At 59.8% G+C, this 24,258-nt stretch carries 25 protein-coding genes and 1 pseudogene; 7 read left to right on the forward strand and 19 right to left on the reverse strand.

The window, feature by feature from the left end; genetic code table 11:
* Nucleotides 1-10 precede the first annotated feature (10 nt).
* From AB4O12_RS17325 to AB4O12_RS17335, 3 genes and pseudogenes are all read right to left on the reverse strand, one after another.
* A pseudogene (locus AB4O12_RS17325) lies at nucleotides 11-725 on the reverse strand (PilW family protein).
* Nucleotides 722-1,171, reverse strand: coding sequence for a type IV pilus modification protein PilV (pilV, locus tag AB4O12_RS17330; RefSeq protein ID WP_150638492.1), 450 nt, complete (start codon nucleotides 1,169-1,171; stop codon nucleotides 722-724). The pseudogene AB4O12_RS17325 and the gene pilV overlap by 4 nt, the downstream one beginning before the upstream one ends.
* Nucleotides 1,168-1,641, reverse strand: a complete 474-nt coding sequence (locus AB4O12_RS17335; RefSeq protein ID WP_041477800.1) for a GspH/FimT family pseudopilin — start codon at nucleotides 1,639-1,641, stop codon at nucleotides 1,168-1,170. The genes pilV and AB4O12_RS17335 overlap by 4 nt, the downstream gene beginning before the upstream one ends.
* A gap of 130 nt (nucleotides 1,642-1,771) precedes the next feature.
* Between AB4O12_RS17335 and AB4O12_RS17340 the strand changes: the two genes are divergently transcribed.
* Entirely contained in the window at nucleotides 1,772-2,341 is a 570-nt protein-coding gene (locus AB4O12_RS17340) for a GspH/FimT family pseudopilin (protein ID WP_460059225.1), read from the forward strand.
* Here the strand turns inward: AB4O12_RS17340 and ispH are convergent.
* From ispH to murJ, 6 genes are all read right to left on the reverse strand, one after another.
* Nucleotides 2,298-3,242, reverse strand: coding sequence for a 4-hydroxy-3-methylbut-2-enyl diphosphate reductase (gene ispH, locus AB4O12_RS17345; protein WP_016773129.1), 945 nt, complete (start codon nucleotides 3,240-3,242; stop codon nucleotides 2,298-2,300). The genes AB4O12_RS17340 and ispH overlap by 44 nt on opposite strands.
* A 206-nt stretch (nucleotides 3,243-3,448) precedes the next feature.
* Nucleotides 3,449-3,901, reverse strand: coding sequence for an FKBP-type peptidyl-prolyl cis-trans isomerase (gene fkpB, locus AB4O12_RS17350; RefSeq protein WP_056790492.1), 453 nt, complete (start codon nucleotides 3,899-3,901; stop codon nucleotides 3,449-3,451).
* A complete protein-coding gene (gene lspA / locus AB4O12_RS17355) occupies nucleotides 3,894-4,406 on the reverse strand; it encodes a signal peptidase II (protein ID WP_151551936.1) in 513 nt (170 codons plus the stop codon). Before lspA ends, fkpB begins: the two co-directional genes overlap by 8 nt.
* Nucleotides 4,399-7,230: an isoleucine--tRNA ligase gene (gene ileS, locus AB4O12_RS17360; protein WP_056790497.1), complete on the reverse strand. Its 2,832-nt coding sequence runs from the start codon at nucleotides 7,228-7,230 to the stop codon at nucleotides 4,399-4,401. Before ileS ends, lspA begins: the two co-directional genes overlap by 8 nt.
* 13 nt (nucleotides 7,231-7,243) lie before the next feature.
* Complete coding sequence (gene ribF, locus AB4O12_RS17365) at nucleotides 7,244-8,182, reverse strand: bifunctional riboflavin kinase/FAD synthetase (RefSeq protein ID WP_016773125.1); 939 nt, start codon at nucleotides 8,180-8,182, stop codon at nucleotides 7,244-7,246.
* 129 nt (nucleotides 8,183-8,311) lie between these two features.
* Nucleotides 8,312-9,850: a murein biosynthesis integral membrane protein MurJ gene (murJ, locus tag AB4O12_RS17370; protein WP_122506671.1), complete on the reverse strand. Its 1,539-nt coding sequence runs from the start codon at nucleotides 9,848-9,850 to the stop codon at nucleotides 8,312-8,314.
* Nucleotides 9,851-10,102: 252 nt separating this feature from the next.
* Between murJ and rpsT the strand changes: the two genes are divergently transcribed.
* Nucleotides 10,103-10,375: a 30S ribosomal protein S20 gene (gene rpsT / locus AB4O12_RS17375; protein ID WP_003228351.1), complete on the forward strand. Its 273-nt coding sequence runs from the start codon at nucleotides 10,103-10,105 to the stop codon at nucleotides 10,373-10,375.
* A gap of 184 nt (nucleotides 10,376-10,559) precedes the next feature.
* Here the strand turns inward: rpsT and AB4O12_RS17380 are convergent, their stop codons facing one another.
* From AB4O12_RS17380 to rplU, 5 genes are all read right to left on the reverse strand, one after another.
* Entirely contained in the window at nucleotides 10,560-11,027 is a 468-nt protein-coding gene (locus AB4O12_RS17380; protein ID WP_041477794.1) for a CreA family protein, read from the reverse strand.
* Between the two features lie 10 nt (nucleotides 11,028-11,037).
* Nucleotides 11,038-12,156, reverse strand: a complete 1,119-nt coding sequence (proB, locus tag AB4O12_RS17385; protein ID WP_460059229.1) for a glutamate 5-kinase — start codon at nucleotides 12,154-12,156, stop codon at nucleotides 11,038-11,040.
* A 137-nt stretch (nucleotides 12,157-12,293) separates the two neighbouring features.
* The gene (gene cgtA / locus AB4O12_RS17390; RefSeq protein ID WP_016773122.1) at nucleotides 12,294-13,517 is read right to left on the reverse strand and encodes an Obg family GTPase CgtA; all 1,224 of its coding nucleotides are present in this window, start codon (nucleotides 13,515-13,517) and stop codon (nucleotides 12,294-12,296) included.
* Between the two features lie 193 nt (nucleotides 13,518-13,710).
* Entirely contained in the window at nucleotides 13,711-13,968 is a 258-nt protein-coding gene (gene rpmA / locus AB4O12_RS17395; protein ID WP_016773121.1) for a 50S ribosomal protein L27, read from the reverse strand.
* A gap of 35 nt (nucleotides 13,969-14,003) precedes the next feature.
* Nucleotides 14,004-14,315: a 50S ribosomal protein L21 gene (gene rplU / locus AB4O12_RS17400; protein ID WP_007924746.1), complete on the reverse strand. Its 312-nt coding sequence runs from the start codon at nucleotides 14,313-14,315 to the stop codon at nucleotides 14,004-14,006.
* Nucleotides 14,316-14,556: 241 nt separating this feature from the next.
* On the opposite strand from rplU, the gene AB4O12_RS17405 reads away from it, so the two are divergent.
* From AB4O12_RS17405 to AB4O12_RS17415, 3 genes are all read left to right on the forward strand, one after another.
* Nucleotides 14,557-15,525 (forward strand): polyprenyl synthetase family protein, encoded by a 969-nt coding sequence (locus AB4O12_RS17405; RefSeq protein ID WP_016773120.1) that lies wholly within the window; start codon nucleotides 14,557-14,559, stop codon nucleotides 15,523-15,525.
* Between the two features lie 181 nt (nucleotides 15,526-15,706).
* On the forward strand, nucleotides 15,707-16,048 hold the full coding sequence (locus AB4O12_RS17410) for a zinc ribbon domain-containing protein YjdM (protein WP_016773119.1): 342 nt from the start codon (nucleotides 15,707-15,709) through the stop codon (nucleotides 16,046-16,048).
* Nucleotides 16,049-16,251: 203 nt separating this feature from the next.
* Nucleotides 16,252-16,509, forward strand: a complete 258-nt coding sequence (locus tag AB4O12_RS17415; protein WP_016773118.1) for a PA4570 family protein — start codon at nucleotides 16,252-16,254, stop codon at nucleotides 16,507-16,509.
* Between the two features lie 138 nt (nucleotides 16,510-16,647).
* Here AB4O12_RS17415 and AB4O12_RS17420 read toward each other — a convergent pair whose 3' ends face one another.
* From AB4O12_RS17420 to AB4O12_RS17430, 3 genes are all read right to left on the reverse strand, one after another.
* Nucleotides 16,648-17,265: an FKBP-type peptidyl-prolyl cis-trans isomerase gene (locus AB4O12_RS17420; RefSeq protein WP_016773117.1), complete on the reverse strand. Its 618-nt coding sequence runs from the start codon at nucleotides 17,263-17,265 to the stop codon at nucleotides 16,648-16,650.
* 120 nt (nucleotides 17,266-17,385) lie between these two features.
* Nucleotides 17,386-17,691 (reverse strand): DUF6482 family protein, encoded by a 306-nt coding sequence (locus AB4O12_RS17425; RefSeq protein WP_150638478.1) that lies wholly within the window; start codon nucleotides 17,689-17,691, stop codon nucleotides 17,386-17,388.
* Nucleotides 17,692-17,821: 130 nt separating this feature from the next.
* Nucleotides 17,822-18,310: a TIGR00645 family protein gene (locus tag AB4O12_RS17430; RefSeq protein ID WP_016773116.1), complete on the reverse strand. Its 489-nt coding sequence runs from the start codon at nucleotides 18,308-18,310 to the stop codon at nucleotides 17,822-17,824.
* Between the two features lie 160 nt (nucleotides 18,311-18,470).
* Here AB4O12_RS17430 and AB4O12_RS17435 point away from each other — a divergent pair, with 160 nt between their 5' ends.
* Complete coding sequence (locus AB4O12_RS17435; protein WP_460059235.1) at nucleotides 18,471-20,300, forward strand: hypothetical protein; 1,830 nt, start codon at nucleotides 18,471-18,473, stop codon at nucleotides 20,298-20,300.
* Here the strand turns inward: AB4O12_RS17435 and AB4O12_RS17440 are convergent.
* A complete protein-coding gene (locus AB4O12_RS17440) occupies nucleotides 20,297-20,617 on the reverse strand; it encodes a PA4575 family protein (protein WP_016773114.1) in 321 nt (106 codons plus the stop codon). The two genes, AB4O12_RS17435 and AB4O12_RS17440, sit on opposite strands and share 4 nt — an antisense overlap.
* 324 nt (nucleotides 20,618-20,941) lie before the next feature.
* Nucleotides 20,942-23,380, reverse strand: a complete 2,439-nt coding sequence (locus AB4O12_RS17445) for a Lon protease family protein (RefSeq protein ID WP_056790505.1) — start codon at nucleotides 23,378-23,380, stop codon at nucleotides 20,942-20,944.
* 302 nt (nucleotides 23,381-23,682) lie between these two features.
* Between AB4O12_RS17445 and AB4O12_RS17450 the strand changes: the two genes are divergently transcribed.
* The gene (locus AB4O12_RS17450) at nucleotides 23,683-24,171 is read left to right on the forward strand and encodes a DUF3015 domain-containing protein (protein ID WP_016773112.1); all 489 of its coding nucleotides are present in this window, start codon (nucleotides 23,683-23,685) and stop codon (nucleotides 24,169-24,171) included.
* The last annotated feature ends 87 nt before the right edge of the window (nucleotides 24,172-24,258 follow it).

The following is a 24,258-nucleotide window of genomic DNA, read 5'->3' on the forward strand; positions in this document are numbered from 1 at the left end:
CGCCGCCCCCTCATGGCAAGCGGTTGCGCAATGCCGCAACCACGTTGAAGGTTTGATTGCGCACCCGATTGTTCGGGTCGGTGAGGGTCAGGCTCAGGCGCACGCTGCGGATGCGCGCCGGATCGCCGGGGTTGCTGCTGTACGTTGAAGCTGCGACGTCGGTCGCGGAGCTGGCCAGACCGAATGTGACGTTGAAGGCGCTGACGTTGTTCACCAGCACTTGCTGCGCCGGATTGCCGCTGCCAGTGCCCATGAGGATCTGGTTATTGCTGAAGCTGTAGATCAGGCGCCGGATCGGGAACGCGATCTGCCCCGTGGTCGGGCTGCGCAATCCGCTGTAGGCGACCGCGCTGTTGCGACAATCGGAAATCACCGTCCAGGTCGGCGTTCCCCCCGCCGCTGCCGACATCGGCGGTGACCATGGTCAGCTTGAGACTGGCGTTATCCCAGCTGATCGGGATGAGTTGCGCAGTGTTGAAATCCCCTGCTGAGCTGGAGTCGACGATGGTGCCGAGGCAGCCGAACATGCCGACCATCCGGATTTCCTGAATCATTTTGCTGAGGACGAAGCGCGCATCTTCCTGCATCGCTGCGGCGCTGTTCTGGCTGACGTAGGTGTTTTTTGCGGCGATGAAAATCTGTACCACGCCGAGCACGACGATCAGCCCCAAAGCCAGGGCAATCAGCAATTCGATCAGGCCGAAACCACGGCTGGCACGCTTCATGGTGTGGCCACCGGATCGACCGCCACCCGGCTGGTCAACACGAAACTGCGCTGTGCACTGGCAGCGTTCGCCGCGCGCGCATCGCTCCAGGTAATGGTGATGGTGTAGACCCGCTGATTGAGGGTGATGCTGCCCGTCGCGGTCGGGCCGCCGAAGTTGGCGATATTGGTGGTGAAGTCGTAGAGGTCCTGGTCCCGCGCATTACTCAGATTGCCCGAGGTCGGCGGCGTAACGGTGTAGTTGGCGCCGGAATTGGCGCGGATGCGATCCATCATGTCATAGGCGATGAAACTGGCCTGACTGGTCATCCGCGAACTGTCGGTGTACTTCAGCGCATTGAGCTGCACCGCCGCTGCGCCCAACAGCCCGACGGTAAGAATCAGCAACGCGACCAGCACTTCGATCAGCGTCATGCCCTCCTGTGCGTTTTTGCTCCCTGCCCTCATCCGCAATTTCCACCCAGTTGAATGCGTCCGTTCAAACACACGTTCAGCGTCCTGCTTTGCGTGCCCAGCGTGTAACCGATGACCACCGCCGTCGACGGTGCCGCCAGACCGCCGAGGTTGTTGAAATCCAGTGCGGTCACTCCTGAGGGTAGCGTCAGAGTCGCGCCACTGCTCATTGCTGGAACAACCCGCAACACATTGGCCGGATTGCCAGTACTGTCGTAGACCGCCAGTTCACCGGTCCAGACACTGCCGCCAGCGGTCGGACGCAGACGCGTGGTCACGCCGCGATTGATTGCCTCGAGGCGAGCGAAATTGATTGCCCGCTGCAAGTCGCCGACTTCGGTATCTGCCTTGCTGCTCTGGATCGTACGGGTAAAGGCCGGCACCGCCAGCGTGATCAGTATCAGGAACACCGCAATGGCGACCAGCAACTCGACCAGCGTGAAACCTTTTGTACGAAGATCCATCGGTGCCCTCCGTTGCCGTCGGCTATACCTGCTTTTACACGCTAGAACATTCGCTCGGCACGCGCCGACTGATTTGCCCTGCGCGGCGCACGGATTGCGCTGCTCATACCATTCCACGGAGGGATTTTTCATGCCGCAACACGGTTTCAGCCTGATTGAACTGCTTATGGGACTGGCGATTGGCGCAATTGTTCTGCTGCTGGTCAGCCCGGCGTTCGCCGCGCTCAAGCAAGCGACTCAGCGCGACCACGCAGCGCAGTCGCTGCTCGAGGGCATCCGCCACGCTCGCACCCTGGCTATGACCCACAATCAAAGTGTGGTGATCCATGGCATTGACGGCGACTGGAGTCAGGGTTGGCGAATCATTCTGGATCTTAGCGGCAAGGGGCCGGAGGACAGCAGCAATCCGCTGCTGGTTGAACGCGCCAGTGAGGCGAAGGTGGCGATTGTCGGCAACTGGTGGGTGAGCCGCTACGTGCGGTTCAGTCATCTGGGACAGCCGCTGATGCCGGGACGGCGATTTCAGGCGGGGACAATACACGTCTGCTCGCCGCGCGAGCCGGTCAGCCAGCGGCAGATCGTGCTGGCGGCAACCGGTCGCGTGCGCCTGAACAGTCAGGAAACCGAGCAGGCGCTGTGCGACAAAGGCAGAAGCGTCAGATCGAACGGACGCGCAGCTCTTTCGGCATCGAGAACGTGATGTTTTCCTCACGGCCAGCCAGCTCATCGGCACCGGTCGCGCCCCAGGCCTGCAATTGCTGGATCACGCCCCGGACCAGCACTTCCGGTGCCGAGGCGCCAGCGGTAATGCCAATACGCTCGACGCCGTCGAACCAGCTCTGTTGCAGGTCCTCGGCACCGTCGATCAGGTACGCCGGAGTCGCCATGCGCTCAGCCAATTCGCGCAGGCGATTGGAGTTGGAGCTGTTCGGGCTGCCGACCACCAGTACCACGTCGCACTCGTCGGCCAGTTGCTTGACGGCGTCCTGGCGGTTTTGTGTGGCGTAGCAGATGTCGTCCTTGCGCGGGCCACCGATCGCCGGGAAGCGCGTGCGCAGGGCATCGATAACGCGACTGGTGTCGTCCATCGACAAGGTTGTCTGGGTGACGAAGGCGAGTCTTTCCGGATCGCGTACCTGCAATGCGGCCACGTCCTTTTCGTCTTCGACGAGGTAGATCGCGCCGCCGTTGCTGGCATCGTACTGGCCCATGGTGCCTTCAACTTCCGGGTGACCGGCGTGGCCGATCAGGATGCACTCGCGACCGTCGCGGCTGTATTTAGCGACCTCGATGTGCACCTTGGTCACCAGCGGGCAGGTTGCATCGAAGACTTTCAGGCCACGACCTGCAGCTTCGTTGCGCACGGCTTGGGAAACACCGTGGGCGCTGAAGATGACGATCACGTCATCGGGCACCTGATCGAGCTCTTCGACGAAAATCGCGCCACGGCTGCGCAGGTCTTCGACGACGAACTTGTTGTGCACCACTTCATGACGCACATAGATCGGCGGCCCGAAGACTTCCAGGGCGCGGTTGACGATTTCGATCGCCCGGTCCACACCGGCGCAGAAGCCACGGGGGTTGGCGAGTTTGATTTGCATGCTGTGCCTCGTGTCTTGCGCGCGAAAACAATGGAAAACAGACTGTGGAGACCTGCTTGTTGTGGCGAGGGGAATCATCCCCGCTCGGCTGCGTAGCAGTCGCAGACCTTCAACGGACTTATCTCAGAATCCGTTGACTGGTCTGGGGGCGCTTCGCACCCCAGCGGGGATGAATCCCCTCGCCACAGAAGCTCACTCCTGCATTTTTAGATCGCTTTGACGGAAATGATTTCCACGTCAAAGGTCAGCGTCTTGCCCGCCAGCGGGTGGTTGAAGTCGACGGTCACTTGCGTGTCATCGAATTCCTTCACCACTCCTGGCAATTCAGTATTGGCCGCATCGTTGAAGATCACCAGCAGACCCGGCGACAACTCCATGTCGTTGAACTGCGAACGCGGGATGGTCTGCACGTTCTGCGGGTTTGGCTGTCCGAAAGCGTTTTCCGGCTCAACGGTCACTGTGCGCCTGTCGCCGGCCTTGAAGCCAAACAGTGCGGCTTCGAACCCCGGCAGCAGGTTGCCATCGCCGACCTTGAAGGTCGCCGGGGCCTTGTCGAAGGTACTGTCGACGGTGTCACCGTTTTCCAGGCGCAAGGCAAAGTGCAGGGTGACTTCGGTGTTCTGGCCGATGCGTTGCTCAGTCGATTGCGGTTCAGTCATGAGCAGCCTCTTCGGTTTTCTTCGATTTGAACATGTCCAGTGCCAGCATGATCGCGCCAACGGTGATCGCGCTGTCGGCAATGTTGAACGCCGGGAAATACCAGCGGTTCTGCCAGTGCACCAGAATGAAGTCGATCACATGGCCCAGGGCAATGCGGTCATACAGGTTGCCCAGCGCGCCACCCAGCACCAGTGCCAGGGCGACGGCCAGCCAGGTGTCGTTGCGACCCAAACGCTTGAGCCAGACCACCAGTACCGCACTGACGACAATGGCGATCAGCGCAAACAGCCAGCGCTGCCAGCCGGAGCTGTCGGCGAGGAAGCTGAACGCAGCGCCAGTGTTGTAGGCCAGCGTCCAGCTGAACAGATCGGGAATGATCACGATCTGTTGGAACATTTCGAGCTTGCTTTCGAAGTAGAACTTGCTGGCCTGGTCAATGACCAGGACCAGCAGGCTCAACCACAGCCAGCTCAGCCGTCCGAAACGGCCAATGGCATCAGGCATAGTGACGAACCTCGCCAGCACCGCTGATGTTGTCGACGCAACGACCGCAGATTTCCGGATGCTCCGGGTTCACGCCGACGTCTTCGCGGCAATGCCAGCACCGCGCGCATTTCGGGAACGCCGATTTGACGATCTTCAGTTTCAGACCGCTGACTTCGGTGGCCACTGCATCGGCCGGAGCCTGCACGAATGGTGCAACGCTGGCAGTCGAGGTGATCAGGACAAAGCGCAGCTCGTTGCTCAGCTTGGCCAGGTCGGCGCTCAGCGCCTCTTCGGCAAACAGCGTCACTTCGGCCTGCAGGTTGCCACCGACGGCTTTCGCCGCACGCTGGATTTCCATCTCTTTGTTGACTGCGACTTTCACTTCCATGATGCGATCCCAGTAGGCGCGACCCAGCTCGAAGCCTTCCGGCAGCTCGGTCAGGCCTTCGTACCAGGTGTTGAGCATGACCGACTCGTTACGCTCGCCCGGCAGGTATTGCCACAGCTCGTCGGCAGTGAAGGCGAGGATCGGCGCGATCCAGCGCACCAGCGCCTCGGAGATGTGGAACAGCGCGGTCTGGCACGAGCGCCGGGCCTTGCTGTCGGCACCGGTGGTGTACTGGCGGTCCTTGATGATGTCGAGGTAGAAACCGCCCAGCTCCTGCACGCAGAAGTTGTGGATCTTCGAGTAGACGTTCCAGAAACGATATTCGCCGTAATGCTCTTGCAACTCGCGTTGCAGCAGCAGCGTGCGATCCACCGCCCAGCGATCCAGCGCCAGCATGTCTTCGGCCGGCAGCAGGTCGGTGGCCGGGTTGAAACCGGTCAGGTTGGAAAGCAGGAAGCGCGCGGTGTTACGGATACGACGATAGGCATCGGCGCTGCGGGTCAGGATCTGATCCGACACAGCGATTTCGCCAGAGTAGTCGGTCGACGCGACCCAAAGACGCATGATGTCGGCGCCCAGCGTATCGTTGATCTTCTTCGGCTCAATCACGTTTTTCAGCGACTTGGACATCTTGCGGCCGGACTCGTCGACGGTGAAGCCGTGCGTCAGCAGTTCGCGGTACGGTGCGTGGTTGTCGATGGCGCAACCGGTCAGCAACGACGAGTGGAACCAGCCACGGTGCTGGTCGGAACCTTCCAGGTAGAGGTCGGCACGCGGGCCGCTCTCGTGGCCCATCGGGTGCGAACCGCGCAGGACGTGCCAGTGCGTGGTGCCGGAGTCGAACCAGACGTCGAGGGTGTCGCTGATCTTGTCGTATTGCGGCGCTTCATCGCCCAGCAGTTCGGCGGCGTCGAGTTTGAACCAGGCTTCGATGCCTTCGACTTCAACGCGTTTGGCGACTTCTTCCATCAGCTCGACGGTACGCGGGTGCAGCTCGCCGCTTTCCTTGTTGAGGAAGAACGGGATCGGCACGCCCCAGTTGCGCTGACGCGAGATGCACCAGTCCGGACGGTTGGCGATCATCGAATGCAGACGCGCCTGGCCCCAGGCCGGAACGAACTTGGTGTCTTCGATGGCTTTGAGCGAGCGCACGCGCAGGGTGTCGCCGCTGGTTGGCTCCTTGTCCATGCCGATGAACCACTGCGCAGTAGCGCGGTAGATCAGCGGGGTCTTGTGGCGCCAGCAGTGCATGTAGCTGTGTTCGATGACGGTGGTATGCATCAGCGCACCGACTTCAGTCAGTTTTTCGACGATGGCCGGGTTGGCCTTCCAGATGAACTGGCCGCCGAAGAATTCCAGCGACGGCACGTACACGCCGTTGCTCTGCACCGGGTTGAGGATGTCGTCGTTGACCATGCCGTATTTCTTGCAGGTCACGAAGTCGTCCACGCCGTAGGCCGGGGCGGAGTGAACCACGCCGGTGCCTGCGCCCAGTTCAACGTAGTCAGCCAGGTACACCGGCGACAGACGATCGTAGAACGGGTGACGGAAGTTGATGAGCTCCAGCTCTTTACCGGTGGTGGTGGCGATGACCGAACCTTCCACGCCATAGCGCGCCAGGCAGGCTTCGACCAGCTCTTCAGCCAGCACCAGCAGCTTGTCGCCGATATCGACCAGGGCGTAGTTGAATTCCGGGTGCACGTTCAGCGCCTGGTTGGCCGGGATGGTCCACGGGGTGGTGGTCCAGATCACGATCGCAGCAGGTTTGCTCAGGGACGCCAGACCGAAGGCCGCAGCCAGTTTGGCTTCGTCGGCGATCGGGAACGCAACGTCGATGGTCGAGGACTTCTTGTTCTCGTACTCGACTTCCGCTTCAGCCAGAGCCGAACCGCAATCGAAGCACCAGTTCACCGGCTTGAGGCCCTTGAAGACGAAACCGCCCTTGACGATTTCGGCGAGGGCGCGGATTTCACCGGCCTCGTTCTTGAAATCCATGGTCTTGTACGGGTTGGCGAAGTCGCCCAGCACGCCGAGACGGATGAACTCGGACTTCTGCCCTTCGATCTGCTCGGTGGCGTAGGCACGGCACAGCTCGCGGGTCTTATCCGCGCCGAGGTTCTTGCCGTGGGTCACTTCCACCTTGTGCTCGATCGGCAGGCCGTGGCAGTCCCAGCCCGGGACGTACGGCGCGTCGAAACCCGACAGGGTTTTCGAGCGGATGATCATGTCCTTGAGAATCTTGTTCAGTGCGTGACCGATGTGGATCGTGCCGTTGGCGTACGGAGGGCCGTCGTGCAGGACGAACTTCGGACGATCCTTGCCAATCTCGCGCAACTTTCCGTACAGGCCAATACTGTCCCAGCGCTGCAGGATCTGCGGTTCGCGCTGTGGCAGGCCGGCCTTCATTGGGAAGGCGGTGTCCGGAAGGTTTAGCGTGGCTTTATAGTCGGTCATTTAAGGCTCTTCATTAGCGATGGGCGCTAGGTGCGGCTAGTGCACGGGCGGTGGCGACATCCGCATTGATCGCCGTTTTCAATGCCTCCAGAGAGGCGAAGCGCTGCTCTTCACGCAGCTTTTGGTGGAAAACCACCGTCAAACGCCGGTCATACAGATCGCCGGCAAAATCTAACAGATGGACCTCGAGGTGGGCTTTGCCATCTCCTTGCACCGTGGGGCGCACGCCGATATTGGCGACGCCGGGCCAGGTCTTGCCGTCGATGTCGACATTCACCAGATACACCCCGGTAAACGGCACGCGACGACGCTTGAGTTGAATGTTGGCAGTGGGCGTGCCCAGTTGCCGGGCCAGTTTCTGCCCATGCAGCACGCGACCGGCGATGCGGTACGGACGGCCGAGCAAGCGTTCGGCCAAGGCAAAATCGGCCGCAGCCAAGGCGTTGCGCACCTGCGTGCTGCTGACGCGAATGCCGTCCAGCTCGACGGTTTGCGCCGCTTCGACGGTGAAACCGTGAACCTGCCCGGCCTGCATCAGAAAATCGAAATCGCCGAGGCGGTCGCAACCGAAACGGAAATCGTCACCGACCTCCAGATGCTGCACGCCAAGGCCATCGACCAGAATGGTATCGACGAATTCACTGGCGCTGAGCTTGCTCAGCCGCTGGTTGAAAGCCAGGCACAACACCCGGTCGACGCCTTCAGCGGCCAGCAATTGCAGCTTGTCGCGCAACCGCGCCAGACGTGCCGGTGCGGTATCGGGCGCAAAGAACTCCCGTGGCTGCGGCTCGAAAATCACCACGCAGCTGGGTACGCCCAACTCGAGCGCACGCTCACGCAGCCGGGCCAGGATAGCCTGGTGACCACGGTGAACACCGTCAAAGTTGCCAATAGTGGCGACGCAGCCCCGATGCTGGGGGCGCAAGTTGTGGAGGCCTCGAACCAGCTGCATAACGCGCTTCTTGCTCATAAAGTGGTCGATTATAACCACACCCGACGGCCGACGACAGGCAACACCGTAACGCAAAGTGAACGAGCCGACAAAACCGCCGGCCCATGCCTGCTCATGAAGGCTGAAACCTCAGCTCAAGGCCTTGCGATTGAAGTCTCGCAGACGGAAACCCAGCAGCAGCAACATACCGAAATACGCCACCACACCGGCCACCACCAACGCGCCCAGGCGCAAGAAGCGCTCAAGCATATGGCCCTCATCCCAGGCGGGCATGAAATGCATGCCGGCCAGCAAGACCGCCGACATCACGGTCACCGCAACGACCAGCTTGAAGCCGAATTTGCCCCAGCCCGGTTGCGGTTGATACATCTTTTGCTTGCGCAGTTGGTAGAACAGCAGCCCGGCGTTCAGGCAAGCACCGGCACTGATCGCCAAGGCAAGGCCGGCGTGGGCCAGCGGCCCGATCAGTGCCAGGTTGAACAACTGCGTGCAGACCAGCGTGAAAATTGCGATTTTTACCGGGGTGCGAATGTTCTGTTGCGCATAAAAGCCCGGCGCCAGCACTTTGATCACGATAATCCCGAGCAGGCCGACCGAATAGGCAATCAGCGCGCGCTGGGTCATCTCGGCATCAAAGCCACTGAACTGACCGTACTGGAACAACGAAACAGTCAGCGGCTCGGCAAGAATCCCCAGTGCCAGCGCGCACGGCAACACCAGCACAAAGCACAGGCGCAGCCCCCAATCGAGGATCCGCGAGTATTCGTGGCGATCCTTGCTGGCGTAGGTCTTGGCCAGCGTTGGCAGGAGAATCGTGCCGAGCGCCACGCCCAGCACACCCGACGGCAATTCCATCAAACGGTCGGCGTAATACATCCACGACACCGAACCTGCGACCAGAAACGAGGCGAAAATGGTGTTGATGATCAGCGAAATCTGACTGACCGACACGCCGAGAATCGCCGGCAGCATCTGCTTCATCACCCGCCACACGCCGCTGTCGCGCAGGTTCAGGCGTGGCAGCACGAGCATGCCGATCTTTTTCAGGTGCGGCAGCTGATACAGCAACTGCGCCAGACCGCCGACCAGCACCGCCCAGCCAAGGGCCATGACCGGTGGATCGAAGTACGGCGTGAGGAACAGCGCAAACACGATCATGCTGACGTTGAGCAGAGTCGGCACGAAGGCCGGCACCGAGAAGCGGTTCCAGGTATTCAGAATCGCGCCGGCCAGCGACGACAGCGAGATCAGCAATATATAAGGAAAGGTCACCCGCAACAGATCGGAGGTGAGCTGGAATTTTTCCGGGGTATCGGTAAAACCGGGCGCTGTGGCCCAGATCACCCAGGGCGCAGCGATCATGCCCAGTGCAGTCACAACCGCCAACACCAGCGTCAACAGGCCCGATACATAGGCAATAAAGGTACGCGTCGCCTCTTCGCCCTGCTGGCTTTTATATTCGGCCAGGATCGGCACGAACGCCTGGGAGAAAGCCCCTTCGGCAAAGATGCGCCGCAGCAGGTTGGGCAGTTTGAACGCAATAAAGAAGGCATCCGTGGCCATCCCGGCGCCGAATGTCCGCGCGATCAGCGTGTCACGAACAAAACCCAGAATCCGGGAAAGCATCGTGATAGAGCTGACGGCGGCCAACGATTTGAGCAGATTCATTGAGAGAGTTTGTGCCTGTCGATAAACAGCAGGCGAACAATGCGCCTACTTGTGCGATACTCCGCGCCGCAACAGCACAGAGCCAAAGCTCGCGAGTTTACAGGTCAAGCGCCGGAAATAAATATCCCGCCTCTTTATACCTACCACTTAGCGGAACGATTCAAGTGCCCTTGACAAGACAAGTCTTCATCGGCATGATTCGCGGCCTATTTTGTTTGCTATTTCCTAAAAAGTCTTTCGAGGAGCTCGACGGTGGCCAACTCACCTTCCGCCAAAAAACGTGCAAAACAGGCTGAGAAGCGTCGCAGCCACAACGCCAGCCTGCGTTCCATGGTTCGTACCTACATCAAGAATGTAGTTAAGGCCATCGACGCAAAAGACGCTGAAAAAGCTCAAGCTGCATACGTTCTGGCTGTGCCAGTTATCGACCGTATGGCCGATAAAGGCATCATCCACAAGAACAAGGCTGCTCGTCATAAGAGCCGTCTGAATGGCCACGTCAAAGCGCTGAAAGAAGCCGCTTAATCGACGTAGTCATTAAAAAACCGACCTCAGGGTCGGTTTTTTATTGCCTGTGATTCAACAAGCTACAGGCAAAAAAGTGTGGGAGCGAGCCTGCTTGCGAATGCGATCTGCCAGTTGATATTTCTATCGACCGACATGACCTCTTCGCGAGCAGGCTCGCCCCCACAGTTCGGATTGGTGGCGCTTATTGCTGGACCGGCACCCACGGCAGGATCGGGATGGCCGTGACCGCATTCTGCGGACTACCCTCGATCAAGCGATCGCTGTAGACCAGATACACCAGCGTGTTGCGCTTCTTGTCGAGGAAACGCACCACTTGCATGGTCTTGAACACCAGCGAGGTGCGCTCCTTGAACACCTCGTCGCCGTCCTTCAACTCACCCTTGAACTTGATCGGCCCGACCTGACGACAAGCGATCGAGGCTTCGGCACGATCCTCGGCCAGACCGAGACCACCCTTCACTCCGCCGGTCTTGGCACGCGACAGGTAGCAGGTCACGCCCTCGACTTTCGGATCGTCGAACGCTTCGACCACAATCCGGTCATTCGGCCCGACAAACTTGAACACCGTCGACACCTGACCGATTTCCTCGGCCGAGACCAGCAACGGCATGGCCATCAGCAGGCCCAACAACCCTTTCGCTACACGCATCGAATTTTCCTTAGACCAGAATCAGGTTGTCACGGTGAACCAGTTCCGGCTCCGCCATGTAACCGAGCAAACCGACAATCGCATCCGACGACTGACCGATGATTTTTTGCGCTTCCAGGGCGCTGTAATTGGCCAGACCCCGCGCAATCTCCCGACCGTCCGGCGCCACACAGACGACCATCTCACCGCGACGGAAACTGCCTTGAACCAGTTTCACCCCCACCGGCAGCAGACTTTTGTTGCCCTTGGACAACGCCGACACCGCCCCCTCATCCAGCACCAGAGTGCCACGGGTTTGCAGATGACCGGCCAGCCACTGCTTGCGCGCAGCAAGCATGCCACGCTCCGGCGATAGCAGCGTGCCGATGCGCTCGCCCGCCTTGAGACGATCAAGCACACGCTCAAGCCGCCCGCCAACGATGATGGTGTGCGCACCGGAACGCGCTGCCAGGCGTGCCGCACGCAACTTGGTCTGCATGCCGCCACGCCCCAGCGCACCGCCGGTACCACCTGCAACCGCATCGAGCGTCGGATCATCGGCGCGCGCTTCATAAATCAGCTGCGCATCGGGATTGTTGCGCGGATCGGCGTCGAACATGCCGTCGCGATCAGTGAGGATCACCAGCAGATCGGCCTCGACCAGATTGGCCACCAGCGCCGCCAGCGTGTCGTTGTCGCCGAAACGGATTTCATCGGTGACCACAGTGTCGTTTTCGTTGATCACCGGAATGACTTTCAGCTCGACCAGTGCACGCAAGGTGCTTCGGGCATTGAGGTAGCGCTTGCGGTCGGACAGGTCGTCGTGGGTCAGGAGAATCTGTGCAGTGTGCCGGCCATGCTCGGCGAAGCTCGACTCCCACGCCTGCACCAACCCCATCTGACCGATTGCAGCGGCCGCACGGAGCTCGTGCATGGCACTGGGTCGTGCGGTCCAGCCCAAGCGACTCATGCCGGCCGCTACCGCCCCGGAGGACACCAGCACCAGCTCGACGCCCGCCTCATGCAGCGCCACCATCTGCTCGACCCAGACACTCATTGCCGCGCGATCCAGCCCTTTGCCGTCAGCTGTCAGCAAAGCGCTGCCGATCTTCACGACCCAACGCTGCGCACCTGTCACCTTGCTCCGCATCATCTTCAACCTTAGCTTGAGGGCAGCGCGACCTGGCACTGCCCGTGACGTTAATCGTGGCGATTGCTGACCAACGATCGATTTCCGGATACTAAAACGCCGCTCGATTGAGCGGCGTTCAAGTTTATCGCAACGGATCAGTCACGCACGTAAATGATTTCCGGACCGTCTTCGTCATCCACATCTTCTTCGTCCCAGTCATCGTCGCCGATGTCATGGACCGACTTCACGCCACTGCGACGCAGGGCACGCTTGTCGTCCAGCGCCTGCAACTGCGCACGGGCTTCGTCTTCGATGCGCTGATCGAGATCGGCCAGCTCTTCCTTGTACGCAGGGTCTGCGGCGAGGCGATCGGCACGGTCTTCCATGTAACGCATGATGTCGTGGCACAGACGCTCGGTACCGATCTTGGCGATGGCCGAGATCACGTACACCGGACCAGTCCATTCCAGGCGATCGACGATTTCCTTGACGCGAGCATCGTGCTCTTCTTCAAGGATCTGATCGCACTTGTTCAGCACCAGCCAGCGATCACGCTCGGCCAGCGACGGGCTGAACTTGATCAGCTCGTTGACGATCACTTCAGCTGCGTCCGGAGCACTGGAATCATCCAGCGGCGCCATGTCGACGAGGTGCAGCAGCAGACGCGTACGCGCCAGGTGCTTGAGGAAGCGAATACCCAGGCCGGCACCATCGGAAGCGCCTTCGATCAAGCCCGGAATGTCGGCAATGACGAAGCTCTTCCAGCGATCGACGCTGACCACACCCAGGTTCGGCACCAGTGTGGTGAACGGGTAGTCGGCGACTTTCGGCTTGGCGGCCGAGACCGAACGGATAAAGGTACTTTTACCGGCGTTCGGCAAGCCCAGCAGACCGACGTCGGCCAGCACTTTCATTTCCAGTTTCAGGTCACGCTGCTCGCCCGGCTTGCCTGGCGTAGTCTGACGCGGCGCACGGTTGGTACTGGATTTGAAACGGGTGTTACCCAGACCGTGCCAGCCGCCCTGCACTACCATCAGTTTCTGACCAGCCTTGGTCAGGTCGCCGATGACTTCCTGGGTGGCGGAGTCGATCACGGTAGTGCCGACCGGCACGCGCAGGATCAGGTCTTCGCCCTTCTTGCCGGTGCAGTCGGTGCTGCCACCGTTGGAGCCACGCTCGGCATCGAAGTGACGGGTGTAACGGTAGTCGACCAGGGTATTGAGGTTTTCGTCGGCCATCATGTAGATGGAACCGCCGTCACCGCCATCACCGCCGTTCGGGCCGCCGTTTTCAATGAATTTTTCCCGGCGGAAACTCATGGCACCGTTGCCACCGTCACCGGCCTTTACGCGAATCGATACTTCATCAACAAACTTCATAACCAACGCCTCTCGCCGTACGGACGAGCCGAAAAACAATCAAGACATAAGACTCTTGCAAAAATGAGCGCAGCGACCCCAAGACACGACCTGCATCGCACGCCGACAGCCCATACAAACAGCTTTGCAAGAGACTCACCCCACAAACGAAAAAGCCCCGTCGCAAGACAGGGCTTCTCCAGCGATCTCGCGATTAAGCCGCGATTACGCTCACGTAACGACGACCGAAGGCGCCCTTTACTTCGAACTTGATCACGCCTTCGATTTTAGCGAAGAGAGTGTGATCCTTGCCCATGCCAACGCCGTAGCCAGCGTGGAATTGGGTGCCGCGCTGACGCACGATGATGTTGCCGGCCTTGATGACCTGGCCGCCATACATCTTCACGCCAAGGCGTTTGGCTTCTGAGTCGCGACCGTTACGGGTACTACCACCAGCTTTTTTGTGTGCCATGAGTTCAATTCTCCTAGTGAGGAATTAGGCTGTAATTAAGCCTGAATACCGGTGATTTTGATCTCGGTGAACCACTGGCGGTGGCCCATACGCTTCATGTGGTGCTTACGGCGACGGAACTTGATGATGCGGACTTTATCGTGACGACCTTGGGAGATCACTTCAGCCTTGACGGTTGCGCCAGCAACAACTGGTGCGCCGATGTTCACGTCGTCGCCGTTGGCGACCAGCAGAACGCGATCAAAAGTCACGGATTCGCCAGTAGCGATTTCCAGTTTTTCGATCTTCAGGTATTCACCTTCAGCGACCTTGTATTGCTTACCGCCGGTAACGATTACTGCGTACATGGTATTTCTCCGATAATCCTGCTCACCCAGCTCTTTATAAGAAGAGGTATTGGCTGGCATGGCTGCATGGGGCTGGAACGGCCCAAGTGCAATTGCGTAAGGCAGGTGCTGCCCAGGAAGTTCAGGGTGCGCGATTGTACGCAAGCAATCTGCCTCGCGCAAGTGGCCGTCCATCGCGCCTTGACAGGTCTGGATGGGGGTCCTAGCATGCCGCGCAACCCTTCTGGAGCGACTCTCGCTGATGCAACCCCAAGCTTTCTACCGCGCGGTGGCGGACGATTTTAGCGCCGTCGACGGCATCATCAAGAAGCAGCTGACGTCTCGAGTGCCGCTGGTATCGAAAATCGGCGATTACATCACGTCGGCCGGCGGCAAACGCCTGCGTCCTTTATTAGTGTTGCTGTGTGGCAAGGCCCTGGGTCGCGAAGGCGACGACATGCGCCTGCTGGCCGCCACCATCGAATTCCTGCACACCGCGACCCTGCTGCATGACGACGTCGTCGACATGTCCGGGATGCGCCGCGGCCGCTCGACCGCCAACGCCATGTGGGGCAATGCCCCGAGCGTGCTGGTCGGCGACTTCCTGTATTCGCGCTCGTTCGAAATGATGGTCGAACTGGGCTCGATGCCGGTGATGAAGATTTTGTCTCAAGCCACGCGGATCATCGCTGAAGGCGAAGTGTTGCAGCTGTCCAAGGTGCGAGACGCCAGCACCAGCGAAGAAACCTACATGGAAGTCATCCGCGGCAAGACCGCAATGCTCTTCGAAGCGTCGACCCACAGCGCCGCCGCCCTGGCTGGTGCGACCGCCGAGCAGAGCGAAGCCCTGCGCACGTTCGGCGATCACCTGGGTGTGGCGTTCCAGCTGGTTGATGACTTGCTCGACTATAAAGGCGACGCGGAAACCCTGGGCAAGAACGTCGGCGACGATCTGGCCGAAGGCAAGCCAACCCTGCCGCTGATCTACACCATGCGCGAAGGTACGGCCGAACAGGCGGCACTGGTGCGTCAGGCGATCCAGAAAGGCGGGATCGAAGACCTGGAAAGCATCCGCATCGCCGTCGAAGCGTCCGGCTCGCTGGAGTACACCGCGCAACTGGCCCGCGATTACGTGGCCCGCGCGATCAAGTGCCTGGAGGCGCTGCCGGCCAGCGAATACCGCGATGCGCTGGTGGAACTGAGCGAGTTCGCGGTCGCCCGCACGCACTGATTCATCCCCTGTGGGAGCGAGCCTGCTCGCGAAAGCAATCTGCCAATCGACTCAATGTTGACTGACACAGCGCTTTCGCGAGCAGGCTCGCTCCCACAGTTGTTTCTGCGCTATGCCCTCCTCCGCGTAAAACCCTATACAATGTGCGCCCTTTAGTCCTCCTGATACCCAAGGAACCTTAGTGAGCACGTTGCCACCCTGCCCGAAATGCAATTCCGAATACACCTACGAAGACGGCACCCAACTGGTCTGCCCCGAGTGCGCCCACGAGTGGTCTGCCAGCGGCGAAGCCGAAGTGGCGGCCGATGATGCCGTGAAGAAAGATTCGGTCGGCAACGTCCTGCAGGACGGCGACACCATCACCGTGATCAAGGACCTCAAGGTCAAAGGCACGTCGCTGGTGGTCAAGGTCGGCACCAAGGTCAAGAATATCCGCCTGTGCGATGGCGATCACGACATCGACTGCAAGATCGACGGCATCGGCCCGATGAAGCTCAAATCCGAGTTCGTCAGAAAAGTCTGAGCCTTGCGTCAGCCATCCCGCGCCAGTCGTGGGATGGAGCTTTGCCCTCCCGCTCCAGCTCAATGAATTCGCGCATGGCCATAAGCCAGCCATTTTGACCTGACACAACCTTTACCCGGAAAAGTCCACGATCCGCCAACAGGCACTTGCTATTTGACGAATAAGAATTATTCTCATTGAAACCTTTCAAGGAGATGAGACCCATGACTTATTTGATCGACGCCTGGCTGGATCGCCCACACCCGTACCTCAGAATCCTCCATCGAGAAACCGGCGAAGTCTGTGCGGTGCTTGAAGAAGAAGCCTTGCATGAGCTGCAGGATCAAGGTGATCTGGACGTCAGCAGCCTCAATTCCAGCGAGCCGCTGGTACTCAAGGAGCTGGTGCGCAATCTGTTCCTGTTCTGCTATGCCCGGGCATTGCGCCCGACCAATGAGCTGCACAACAAGATCGAAATATGAGCAGCATTAAAAAAACCTGTGGGAGCGAGCTTGCTCGCGAAAGCGATAAATCAGTCAACGAATGAGTCGACTGAAAAACCGCCTTCGCGAGCGAGCTCGCTCCCACATTTTTTAGCCCGCCATCAAGCAGGCTCGGTATTACAGAACGTCCAGCAGCTCGACGTCGAACACCAGAACGCTGTGCGGCGGGATGCTGCCCACGCCTTGTGCGCCGTAAGCCAGTTCGCTCGGCACGTACAGGCGCCATTTGCTGCCGGCATTCATCAGTTGCAGGGCTTCGGTCCAACCAGCGATCACGCCGCCAACCGGGAATTCTGCAGGCTGGCCGCGCTCGTAGGAGCTGTCGAACACAGTGCCGTCGATCAGGGTGCCGTGGTAGTGCGTACGTACCTGGTCTTCACGGGTCGGCTTGGCGCCGTCGCCCTGAGTCAGCACTTCGAATTGCAGGCCGGAAGCCAGGGTGGTGATGCCGTCACGCTTGGCGTTTTCGGCGAGGAAGGCCAGGCCTTCGCCAGCCGCGGCTTCAGCCTTGGCCGCTGCTTCGGCTTGCATGATCTCGCGGATCACCTTGAAGCTGGCGGACATTTCTTCCTGGCCAACACGGCTTGGCTTGCCGGCGAAAGCGTCGGTCAGACCGGCCAGGATCGCGTCCAGGCTGACACCTGGTGGCGGGTTGTCGCGCAGCTGGTCGCCGAGTTGACGGCCGATACCGTAGCTGACGCGGGTTTCGTCGGTGGACAGATTTACTTCGGACATGACACTGCTCCGCTGTGCGGACGGCCACAGGACTTGCCGTGCGTGCACAGCGCGTCCCGGCGCGCCCGGAACCAAAAGGGCGAGCAGACTAGCACAGATACCCCGGACTTGGGGCCGGGGCTACAGGGCCGAACGCCAGGCGAGCGGCACTTTCAGGCTTTCATCGAGGTCACCGACCAGGCCACACATTTCGTCGTGGACCGAGGTGTGCACAAGATTGAAGGGCAGTACCGGAAAGGCATGCAGCAGATCCCGCGCGTGCTCCACTGAGCGCAGCGTCAGCATATTGCCCTTGAGATCGCTCAACGGATACGCCGCCCCATGCATCCTCGCTTCCAACAGGTAAATGCCACCCTCCATCGAGATCAGGTTCAACTCATCGACCTTCCTGGCAACAGCAAACGCGTTCAACTCTTGCAGGTTCATGGAAGCACCTCACACATGGCGAATCACACCGTTACAGGGATAGGCCGGTGCGCTTGAAAGCACAAGCCACAAACTAAACCGCCCGTCTGTTTCGCAACAGACGGGCGGCTCTTTTGCCTTGATCGGCTGATCAGTGCTTGGTGACCTTGTCCAGGTAACCCATGGCAAACGCGGACACCACAAAAGTCATGTGAATGATCACGTACCACATCAGATGCTCAGGATCGACGTTCTTGGCATCCATGAAGATGCGCAGCAGGTGGATCGAAGAAATCGCCACGATCGACGCCGCAACTTTCATCTTCAGCGACGACGAGTCCATGGTGCCCAGCCAGCTGAGCTTCTCTTTGCCTTCGTCGATGTCCAGTTGCGAGACGAAGTTCTCGTAACCGGAAATCATCACCATCACCAGCAGACCGCCCACCAGCGCCATGTCGATCAGCGACAGCAGCACCAGAATCAGATCCGATTCAGCCATGGCGAAGACGTTGGGCAGGATATGGATGATTTCCTGGAAGAACTTCAATGCCAGCGCCAGCAGACCGAGGGACAGGCCGATGTAGATCGGCGCCAGCAGCCAGCGGGTGGCGTACATTGCATTTTCGATAAAGCGTTCCATTGACTCTCACACAAGGGGCTGGAAATGGCGGCGAGTATAACAGCCCGCTGTGACAGCCAGAAACCGCCGGAAAATCCGCCACCTGCGTGTGTGTGACAAAGTTTTTCTGCTAGTGTCCAAAGCATTGACAGCCCAATGACAGTGGACAGGACGCGTGGAAATGGATGTGCGATCAGCCTTGACGACTGCCGGAATCTGCCTCGCCTTGCTCATCGGCGGTTGCTCGCCCGGCGATGAAAAACAAGTCGCCAACCTTGACGAAAAGACCGCCACCTTCGAACAGTCCCTGGACACGATCAGCGATCCGAAGCTCAAGGACGCCATCACCGAACTCGGCGGTTCGCTGCTGTTGCTCGAACGCGCCCGACTCAAGCTCGACGACATCACCCCGCATACCGAATACGGCGCAGACGCCCTCGCCGTGCTCAAGCACTACCTTACCCCGCAGGCGCTGGTCGATACCTTCATCAATGGCCTGTTCGTGCTGCACAAGGACGCCAGCTCGGATTACCTGACCGATCTGCAACCGGTATTCCCGTTCAACCTGAACATTCCCGGCGGTTTTCTGTTCCCGCACGGCATCGAATGGCATTCGGTCACGTTGAGCAACAAACGGGTGATCGCCTGGCAGCCGGAGTGGTCGGAGACCGACCCCGGCATTCAGCTCAGCCCGTCCAGCTCCAACGTGACCAACCCCGATGACCTGACGGTGACCTACCCGTTCATCGATGGCCTCAACGTCGACAAAAAAAGCCTGCCGCAACCGGTCAGCCTGCAAGGCCAGGTCGAGGTCATTGCGCCCCGTCGCTTGTACAGTTTCGACCTGACGCAGAAAGACGTCGGCCAGACCCGCAGCAACGACAATCTCAGCGTCAAACTGCTCAAGCTGGAAAAAAACTACGCCGAGGTCGAAGTCAGCAACAGCCTGCCGCTCGCGGCAGAAGTCGCCGAAACCCGGATCAATCCGCTGATCGTCCAGGCCCGCGACGCCAGTGGCCAATACCTGGTGCGCGCCGGTTCGATCAACGAAAGCCCGGAGCAGGTCGAGTTTTACCAGAAGCAACTGACGCAGTTACAGAAGCAGAAGAGCTGGAGCGACACCCTGGAAAAACAGCTCAGCGACGACCAGCAAGCCTTCGAGAAAGACCACCCGCGCCGCTACAAAAAAGTCTATTTCCACGGCCCGATCGACACACTGGAAGTCAGTGTGCTCGACTTCTCCTCGGCAACAGTGACGCGCAAATCCCTGGACCTGCCGGTGCGCACCTTCAATCCGCACACCACGGCCAAAGCCGTGCAGGCGCTGGACCTGCCAGTTGTGGTGTATGACGATCTCGCCGCCAACTGGCTCAAAGGCGCGGACCTGACGGAAGAACAATTGAAGGCCGGCGTGCGCATTCATCAATCGGTGGAAGAGCCGAGCGCGGCGCGTATCGAGTTTTCCCACCGCCGCACCTTCAATGACGAATTGCTTGGCGACCAACTCAATCCCGGCGTCAGCCCGGTGACTTTCTTCACGGAAAAGCGCGGCGGCAAACTCGACGAGCCGATCGAACTGCCGCCCGAGGCGTATCAGGTCGATCCGCTGCAAGCGACGATTACATATGATCTGAACCTGTTTCCGGAAACCCCGGCGATTGCCGTGGGCTCGATGCCTTTATTTCTGGCCACGGTGGCCAAGCAATCCTACGACGCGCAGTCATTGCCTAAAGGCCTGGCGATCAAGGACAACACGCTGGTGGTCGACCTGAAAACCTTCCCGGCCAACGAATGGCGTTTCTTCGTCAAGGACGACAGTGGCCACTACCTCAAGCAGATTCTTTCGGTCAGCCACGACGCCAGTGCAGAAGGCCCGGCGCTACTCGGCGTGCACTATTTTTACGGTCGCCCGACTCGCGTGGAAACCTATCAGCGCACCGACCTCGCCACCGTGCAATACGGTTTTGAGGTCAAGCTCGACAAGGCGCAGGTCGACCAGTCAGCACCTTAACCGTTGAGGCTGCGCCCACGGCCGCCGTTGATCTGCCGCAACTGGGCTTGCAGGTGCAGGCTCCAGATCTGCGGATCATCGGCCAGTTCGTAACCATGCAAGGTCAGGCTTTCAACGATGGTGTCGAGAATCGACTCGGCCGCCACCGGGCCATGGAACGGGCCTTGGGCTTTGATCGCGGAAGGTTGTTCGCCGGCCATGCCGGCCGCGAAGAGCAGCGTCCACATGCCGTTGTCGCCGGCCAGCGGCTTGACGGCGCATTCGATCCGGGTCACCAGACCCAGGCATTGACGGGTGAGACAGAGGTTGCGCGACATGGCGGCGACCCTCGGTAAAGCCGGTATTCAGCCCCCATGGGAGGACTGGCTCGATCCAGTGATACTGTCGATATCCTTGACCTGAGAATAGAAGAAAAGTGTCCAGCGCAAGCCAAATGGAACCAGAAGGCGCCGAATGGTCATTGTGTGAATATTGGCGTCAGAGTAGTGGCACATTCCCCGAAGATCCCCGCAGAGATCAATCTGGAAAAGCATTGTGGGAGCGAGCCTGCTCGCGAAGACGATGGATCAGCCAACTCATTCGTCGACTCAAACAGCGCTTTCGCGAGCAGGCTCGCTCCCACAGGGTTTATTGCAAGCCTGTCAGGCCGGTTTGGCTTCGGCGAGAGCCTCCTGCGCCAGCTCCTTCTCGGCCTCTTTCAAGTCCTCTTCGCTGATCATCTCGGCGATATCGCGCAGGCGCTCGACCACTCTGGCATTGATGCTGCCTTCGGGGAATTCGCCATCGGCGTTCGGCTCTCCGGCCGGCTCGCCCACCAGCAGGCTCAGCGCCTCATCGGCCTGACGCACCGCATACACGTGGAACTGGCCGGCGCGCACGGCGGCGAGGACTTTCTCATCGAGCATCAGCGTGGCGACGTTGGCCTGGGGAATGATCGCGCCCTGCTCGCCGGTCAGACCGCGTGCTTCGCAGAGGCGGAAGAAGCCTTCGATCTTCTCGTTGACCCCGCCGACCGCCTGCACTTCGCCAAACTGGTTGATCGAACCGGTGATGGCAAAACATTGCTTGAGCGGGGTTTTCGACAGTGCCGAAATCAGCGTGCACGCCTCGCCCAGCGATGCACTGTCGCCGTCGACGTAACCGTACGACTGCTCGAGCGCAATGCTTGCCGAAATCGCCAGCGGGAATTCCTGGGCGTAACGGCTGCCCAGATAACCGGTGAGGATCATCACGCCTTTGGAGTGAATCGGCTGGCCGAGGTTGACCTCACGTTCGATGTCGACGATACCGCTGCCACCCGGGTACACCGTGGCGGAAATCCGCGCCGGCACGCCGAACGCCGAATCACCGACCTCCAGCACCGTCAGCCCGTTGCACTTGCCGACTGCTGCACCGTCAGTGTCGATGAGGATGATTCCGGCGAGCATGTCGTCGAGAATCCGCGCCGAGACCCGCCCGGTGCGGGTGGCCTTGGCTTTCAGGGCGCGTTCGATATGGCCGGCGTCGGTCATTTCATCGCCGGCCAGATGGCGAATGAAATCCGCCTCGCTGACCAGTTGGAACAGATCGCCAATGCGCGCCGACAAGCGCCCCTGATGCTCGGCCAGCCGTGCGCTGTAGGTCGCCAATCGTGCCACCGCATCGGCGGTCAACGGCGCCATGCCTTCTTCCGAAGTACGCGTCTTCAGGAGCTGGGCGAACTGCTCGAGGCTTTCGTCGACCATCGGGATGTCTTCGTCGAAGTCGACCAGAACGCGAAACATCTCCTGGAAGTCCGGATCGAGATCCTGCAGCGTGTAATACAGCTGGCGCGCACCAATGATGATGACTTTGACCTGCAGCGGGATGTGCTGCGGATTCAGGGTCATGGTGGCGAAGCGGCCCATCTCGCCCAGCGGCGACTCCATTTTCAGTTTGCGCGATTGCAGGGCGCGTTTGAGCGCATCCCACACGAACGGCTCGCTGAGCATTTTTTCCGCTTCGAGAATCAGGAAACCGCCATTGGCGCGGTGCAGCGCACCCGGACGCAACTGCCGGTAAGTGGTGTAGAGCGCACCTTGATCAGTGGTGTACTCGATGCGGCCGAACAGGTTTTCGTAGGTCGGATGTGGCTCGAATACCACCGGTGCACCGCCGCTGGCCGGATGCCCGACCACCAGGCTTGGTGCGTATTGTTCCTCCAGCAACTTGCGCGCGACGGCGTCGGTCTTGCTGTCGTCGACCAGTTGTTCGACCACGGTTTTCAGCAGGTAGACCTGCATCGCTTGCAGGTAACCGCAGACCCCGGCGTTCTCCGCGTACTTCTCCGACAGCGGCGCCAGCAACGGCTGCAAGGCCAGGGTGATGGTTTCTTCATTGAGGTGGCGCAGTTGATTGTTCGACTCGCGCTTCCACTGCGGCAGGCTGGCGAGTTCTTCGTTCAGGCGCTCTTCGAGGCCGGAAATGTCATCGTGAAAACGCTCGCGCTCGGCTTCCGGCAACTGCGCGAATTCGGCTTCGTCCAGGGCCTTGCCGTCGAGCATCGGCGTGAAGGCGATATTGCTGCTGTCGCGGTACAGGGCGACGTCTTTTTCCAGGGCCAGGCGCTCGATGATGTCCAGCGCCTTGTCGTAGCGCTGGTTGAAGGCGCGGTCGATGGCGCTTTTTTTCTGCTGGTAGGACGGGTGTTCGAAAACCGCCGGAAAAGTCGCCAGCAGGTTGTCGATCAGGCCGTTGATGTCAGCGATGAACGAGGCCGCCGTGCCCGATGGCAGCTCCAGTGCACGTGGTTCGCGCGGTTCATCGAAGTTGTTGACGTAGACCCAGTCCGCCGGGGTCTGCAGGCGCTTGCCTTCGGCTTTCAGGTAGCGTTTGACGAACGAGAAACGGCCGGTGCCGGGCTCGCCCATGACGAATACGTTGTAACCGGGGCGTGGCATCGCCACACCGAACTGCAAGGCTTCGACCGCGCGTTCCTGGCCGAGCACACCGCGAAAGGGCTCCAGATCATTGGTGCTAGTGAAGCTGAACTGTTCAGCGGAAAACGGACGAGTCAGCGCTTCGGGCGCAAGACGCAGGCTGGCAGCAACAGGATCAGGCATCGGGCTTCCTTAACAATCAGGCGGGGCAGGTAGCGGCATTCTGGCGCTGCCCGTGCCCCACTGGCAAGGCGCGCCACATGACAAAGCATAGACAAGCGCGCGGCCGGCCGACGCATCCCGATAAATCAGAGGTTTATTCCAAATATTTTGCAAAAAATCACGGAACCGCTGGAACGTGCCTAAACTCCAAACTGCGCGGCTGGAACTAATACCGGCCCACTGACACTTTCGGTTCTGTCCTCGGGCAGAGCGCGAAGGGCCAGAACCCTGTCCATTGGTATGCACATAAAGAGAACAAAGCTATGAAACGGATTCTTCTCGGTACTCTCTTCACCGCTGTATCCATCAACGCAATGGCGCAAGCCCCGGGCGGCCCGGATTGCGGTTGGGGCAACATGCTGTTCGAAGGTCAGCGTGGCACCCCGGCGCACTTCCTTGCTTCCACCACCAACGGCACTTCCGGTAACGCCACGTTCGGTATGACTTCCGGCACCAACGGTTGCTCGACCAACGCATCGCTGACCTACGGCGGCAAATCCTGGTTCGCCATGAATGGCATGATGAACGAGCTGTCCGAAGACATGGCCAAAGGCAATGGCGAAGCGCTGACCACTTATGCCGTGGTCCTGGGCGTAGCACCGGAAGATCGCGCGCACTTCGCGCAAGTGACCCACGAGCACTTCCAGCAGATCTTCAGCAAGGCTGACGTGACCGCTGAAGACGTGCATACCAACACCCTGGCGGTACTGAAATCGGACCCACGTCTGGCCAAGTACGCAACTCAGGCTTAAGCTCGACCCCGCCCGCTTCCTTCGGGAAGCGGGTTTTGTTTTTTTTGGCCCGCCCCTCTTTGGGTCTTTTATTTCTTTTCCTGTTCA

This window comes from Pseudomonas sp. S2_A05 (genome assembly GCF_054668485.1).

Excerpts from the sequence above, each read along its gene's own strand:
- pilV (WP_150638492.1), bottom strand. The coding sequence starts at position 1,171 with ATGAGGGCAGGGAGCAAAAACGCACAGGAGGGCATGACGCTGATCGAA.
- AB4O12_RS17335 (WP_041477800.1), bottom strand. The coding sequence starts at position 1,641 with ATGGATCTTCGTACAAAAGGTTTCACGCTGGTCGAGTTGCTGGTCGCC.
- AB4O12_RS17340 (WP_460059225.1), top strand. The coding sequence starts at position 1,772 with ATGCCGCAACACGGTTTCAGCCTGATTGAACTGCTTATGGGACTGGCG.
- ispH (WP_016773129.1), bottom strand. The coding sequence starts at position 3,242 with ATGCAAATCAAACTCGCCAACCCCCGTGGCTTCTGCGCCGGTGTGGAC.
- fkpB (WP_056790492.1), bottom strand. The coding sequence starts at position 3,901 with ATGACTGAACCGCAATCGACTGAGCAACGCATCGGCCAGAACACCGAA.
- lspA (WP_151551936.1), bottom strand. The coding sequence starts at position 4,406 with ATGCCTGATGCCATTGGCCGTTTCGGACGGCTGAGCTGGCTGTGGTTG.
- ileS (WP_056790497.1), bottom strand. The coding sequence starts at position 7,230 with ATGACCGACTATAAAGCCACGCTAAACCTTCCGGACACCGCCTTCCCA.
- ribF (WP_016773125.1), bottom strand. The coding sequence starts at position 8,182 with ATGCAGCTGGTTCGAGGCCTCCACAACTTGCGCCCCCAGCATCGGGGC.
- murJ (WP_122506671.1), bottom strand. The coding sequence starts at position 9,850 with ATGAATCTGCTCAAATCGTTGGCCGCCGTCAGCTCTATCACGATGCTT.
- AB4O12_RS17380 (WP_041477794.1), bottom strand. The coding sequence starts at position 11,027 with ATGCGTGTAGCGAAAGGGTTGTTGGGCCTGCTGATGGCCATGCCGTTG.
- proB (WP_460059229.1), bottom strand. The coding sequence starts at position 12,156 with ATGCGGAGCAAGGTGACAGGTGCGCAGCGTTGGGTCGTGAAGATCGGC.
- cgtA (WP_016773122.1), bottom strand. The coding sequence starts at position 13,517 with ATGAAGTTTGTTGATGAAGTATCGATTCGCGTAAAGGCCGGTGACGGT.
- rpmA (WP_016773121.1), bottom strand. The coding sequence starts at position 13,968 with ATGGCACACAAAAAAGCTGGTGGTAGTACCCGTAACGGTCGCGACTCA.
- rplU (WP_007924746.1), bottom strand. The coding sequence starts at position 14,315 with ATGTACGCAGTAATCGTTACCGGCGGTAAGCAATACAAGGTCGCTGAA.
- AB4O12_RS17405 (WP_016773120.1), top strand. The coding sequence starts at position 14,557 with ATGCAACCCCAAGCTTTCTACCGCGCGGTGGCGGACGATTTTAGCGCC.
- AB4O12_RS17415 (WP_016773118.1), top strand. The coding sequence starts at position 16,252 with ATGACTTATTTGATCGACGCCTGGCTGGATCGCCCACACCCGTACCTC.
- AB4O12_RS17420 (WP_016773117.1), bottom strand. The coding sequence starts at position 17,265 with ATGTCCGAAGTAAATCTGTCCACCGACGAAACCCGCGTCAGCTACGGT.
- AB4O12_RS17425 (WP_150638478.1), bottom strand. The coding sequence starts at position 17,691 with ATGAACCTGCAAGAGTTGAACGCGTTTGCTGTTGCCAGGAAGGTCGAT.
- AB4O12_RS17430 (WP_016773116.1), bottom strand. The coding sequence starts at position 18,310 with ATGGAACGCTTTATCGAAAATGCAATGTACGCCACCCGCTGGCTGCTG.
- AB4O12_RS17435 (WP_460059235.1), top strand. The coding sequence starts at position 18,471 with ATGGATGTGCGATCAGCCTTGACGACTGCCGGAATCTGCCTCGCCTTG.
- AB4O12_RS17440 (WP_016773114.1), bottom strand. The coding sequence starts at position 20,617 with ATGTCGCGCAACCTCTGTCTCACCCGTCAATGCCTGGGTCTGGTGACC.
- AB4O12_RS17445 (WP_056790505.1), bottom strand. The coding sequence starts at position 23,380 with ATGCCTGATCCTGTTGCTGCCAGCCTGCGTCTTGCGCCCGAAGCGCTG.
- AB4O12_RS17450 (WP_016773112.1), top strand. The coding sequence starts at position 23,683 with ATGAAACGGATTCTTCTCGGTACTCTCTTCACCGCTGTATCCATCAAC.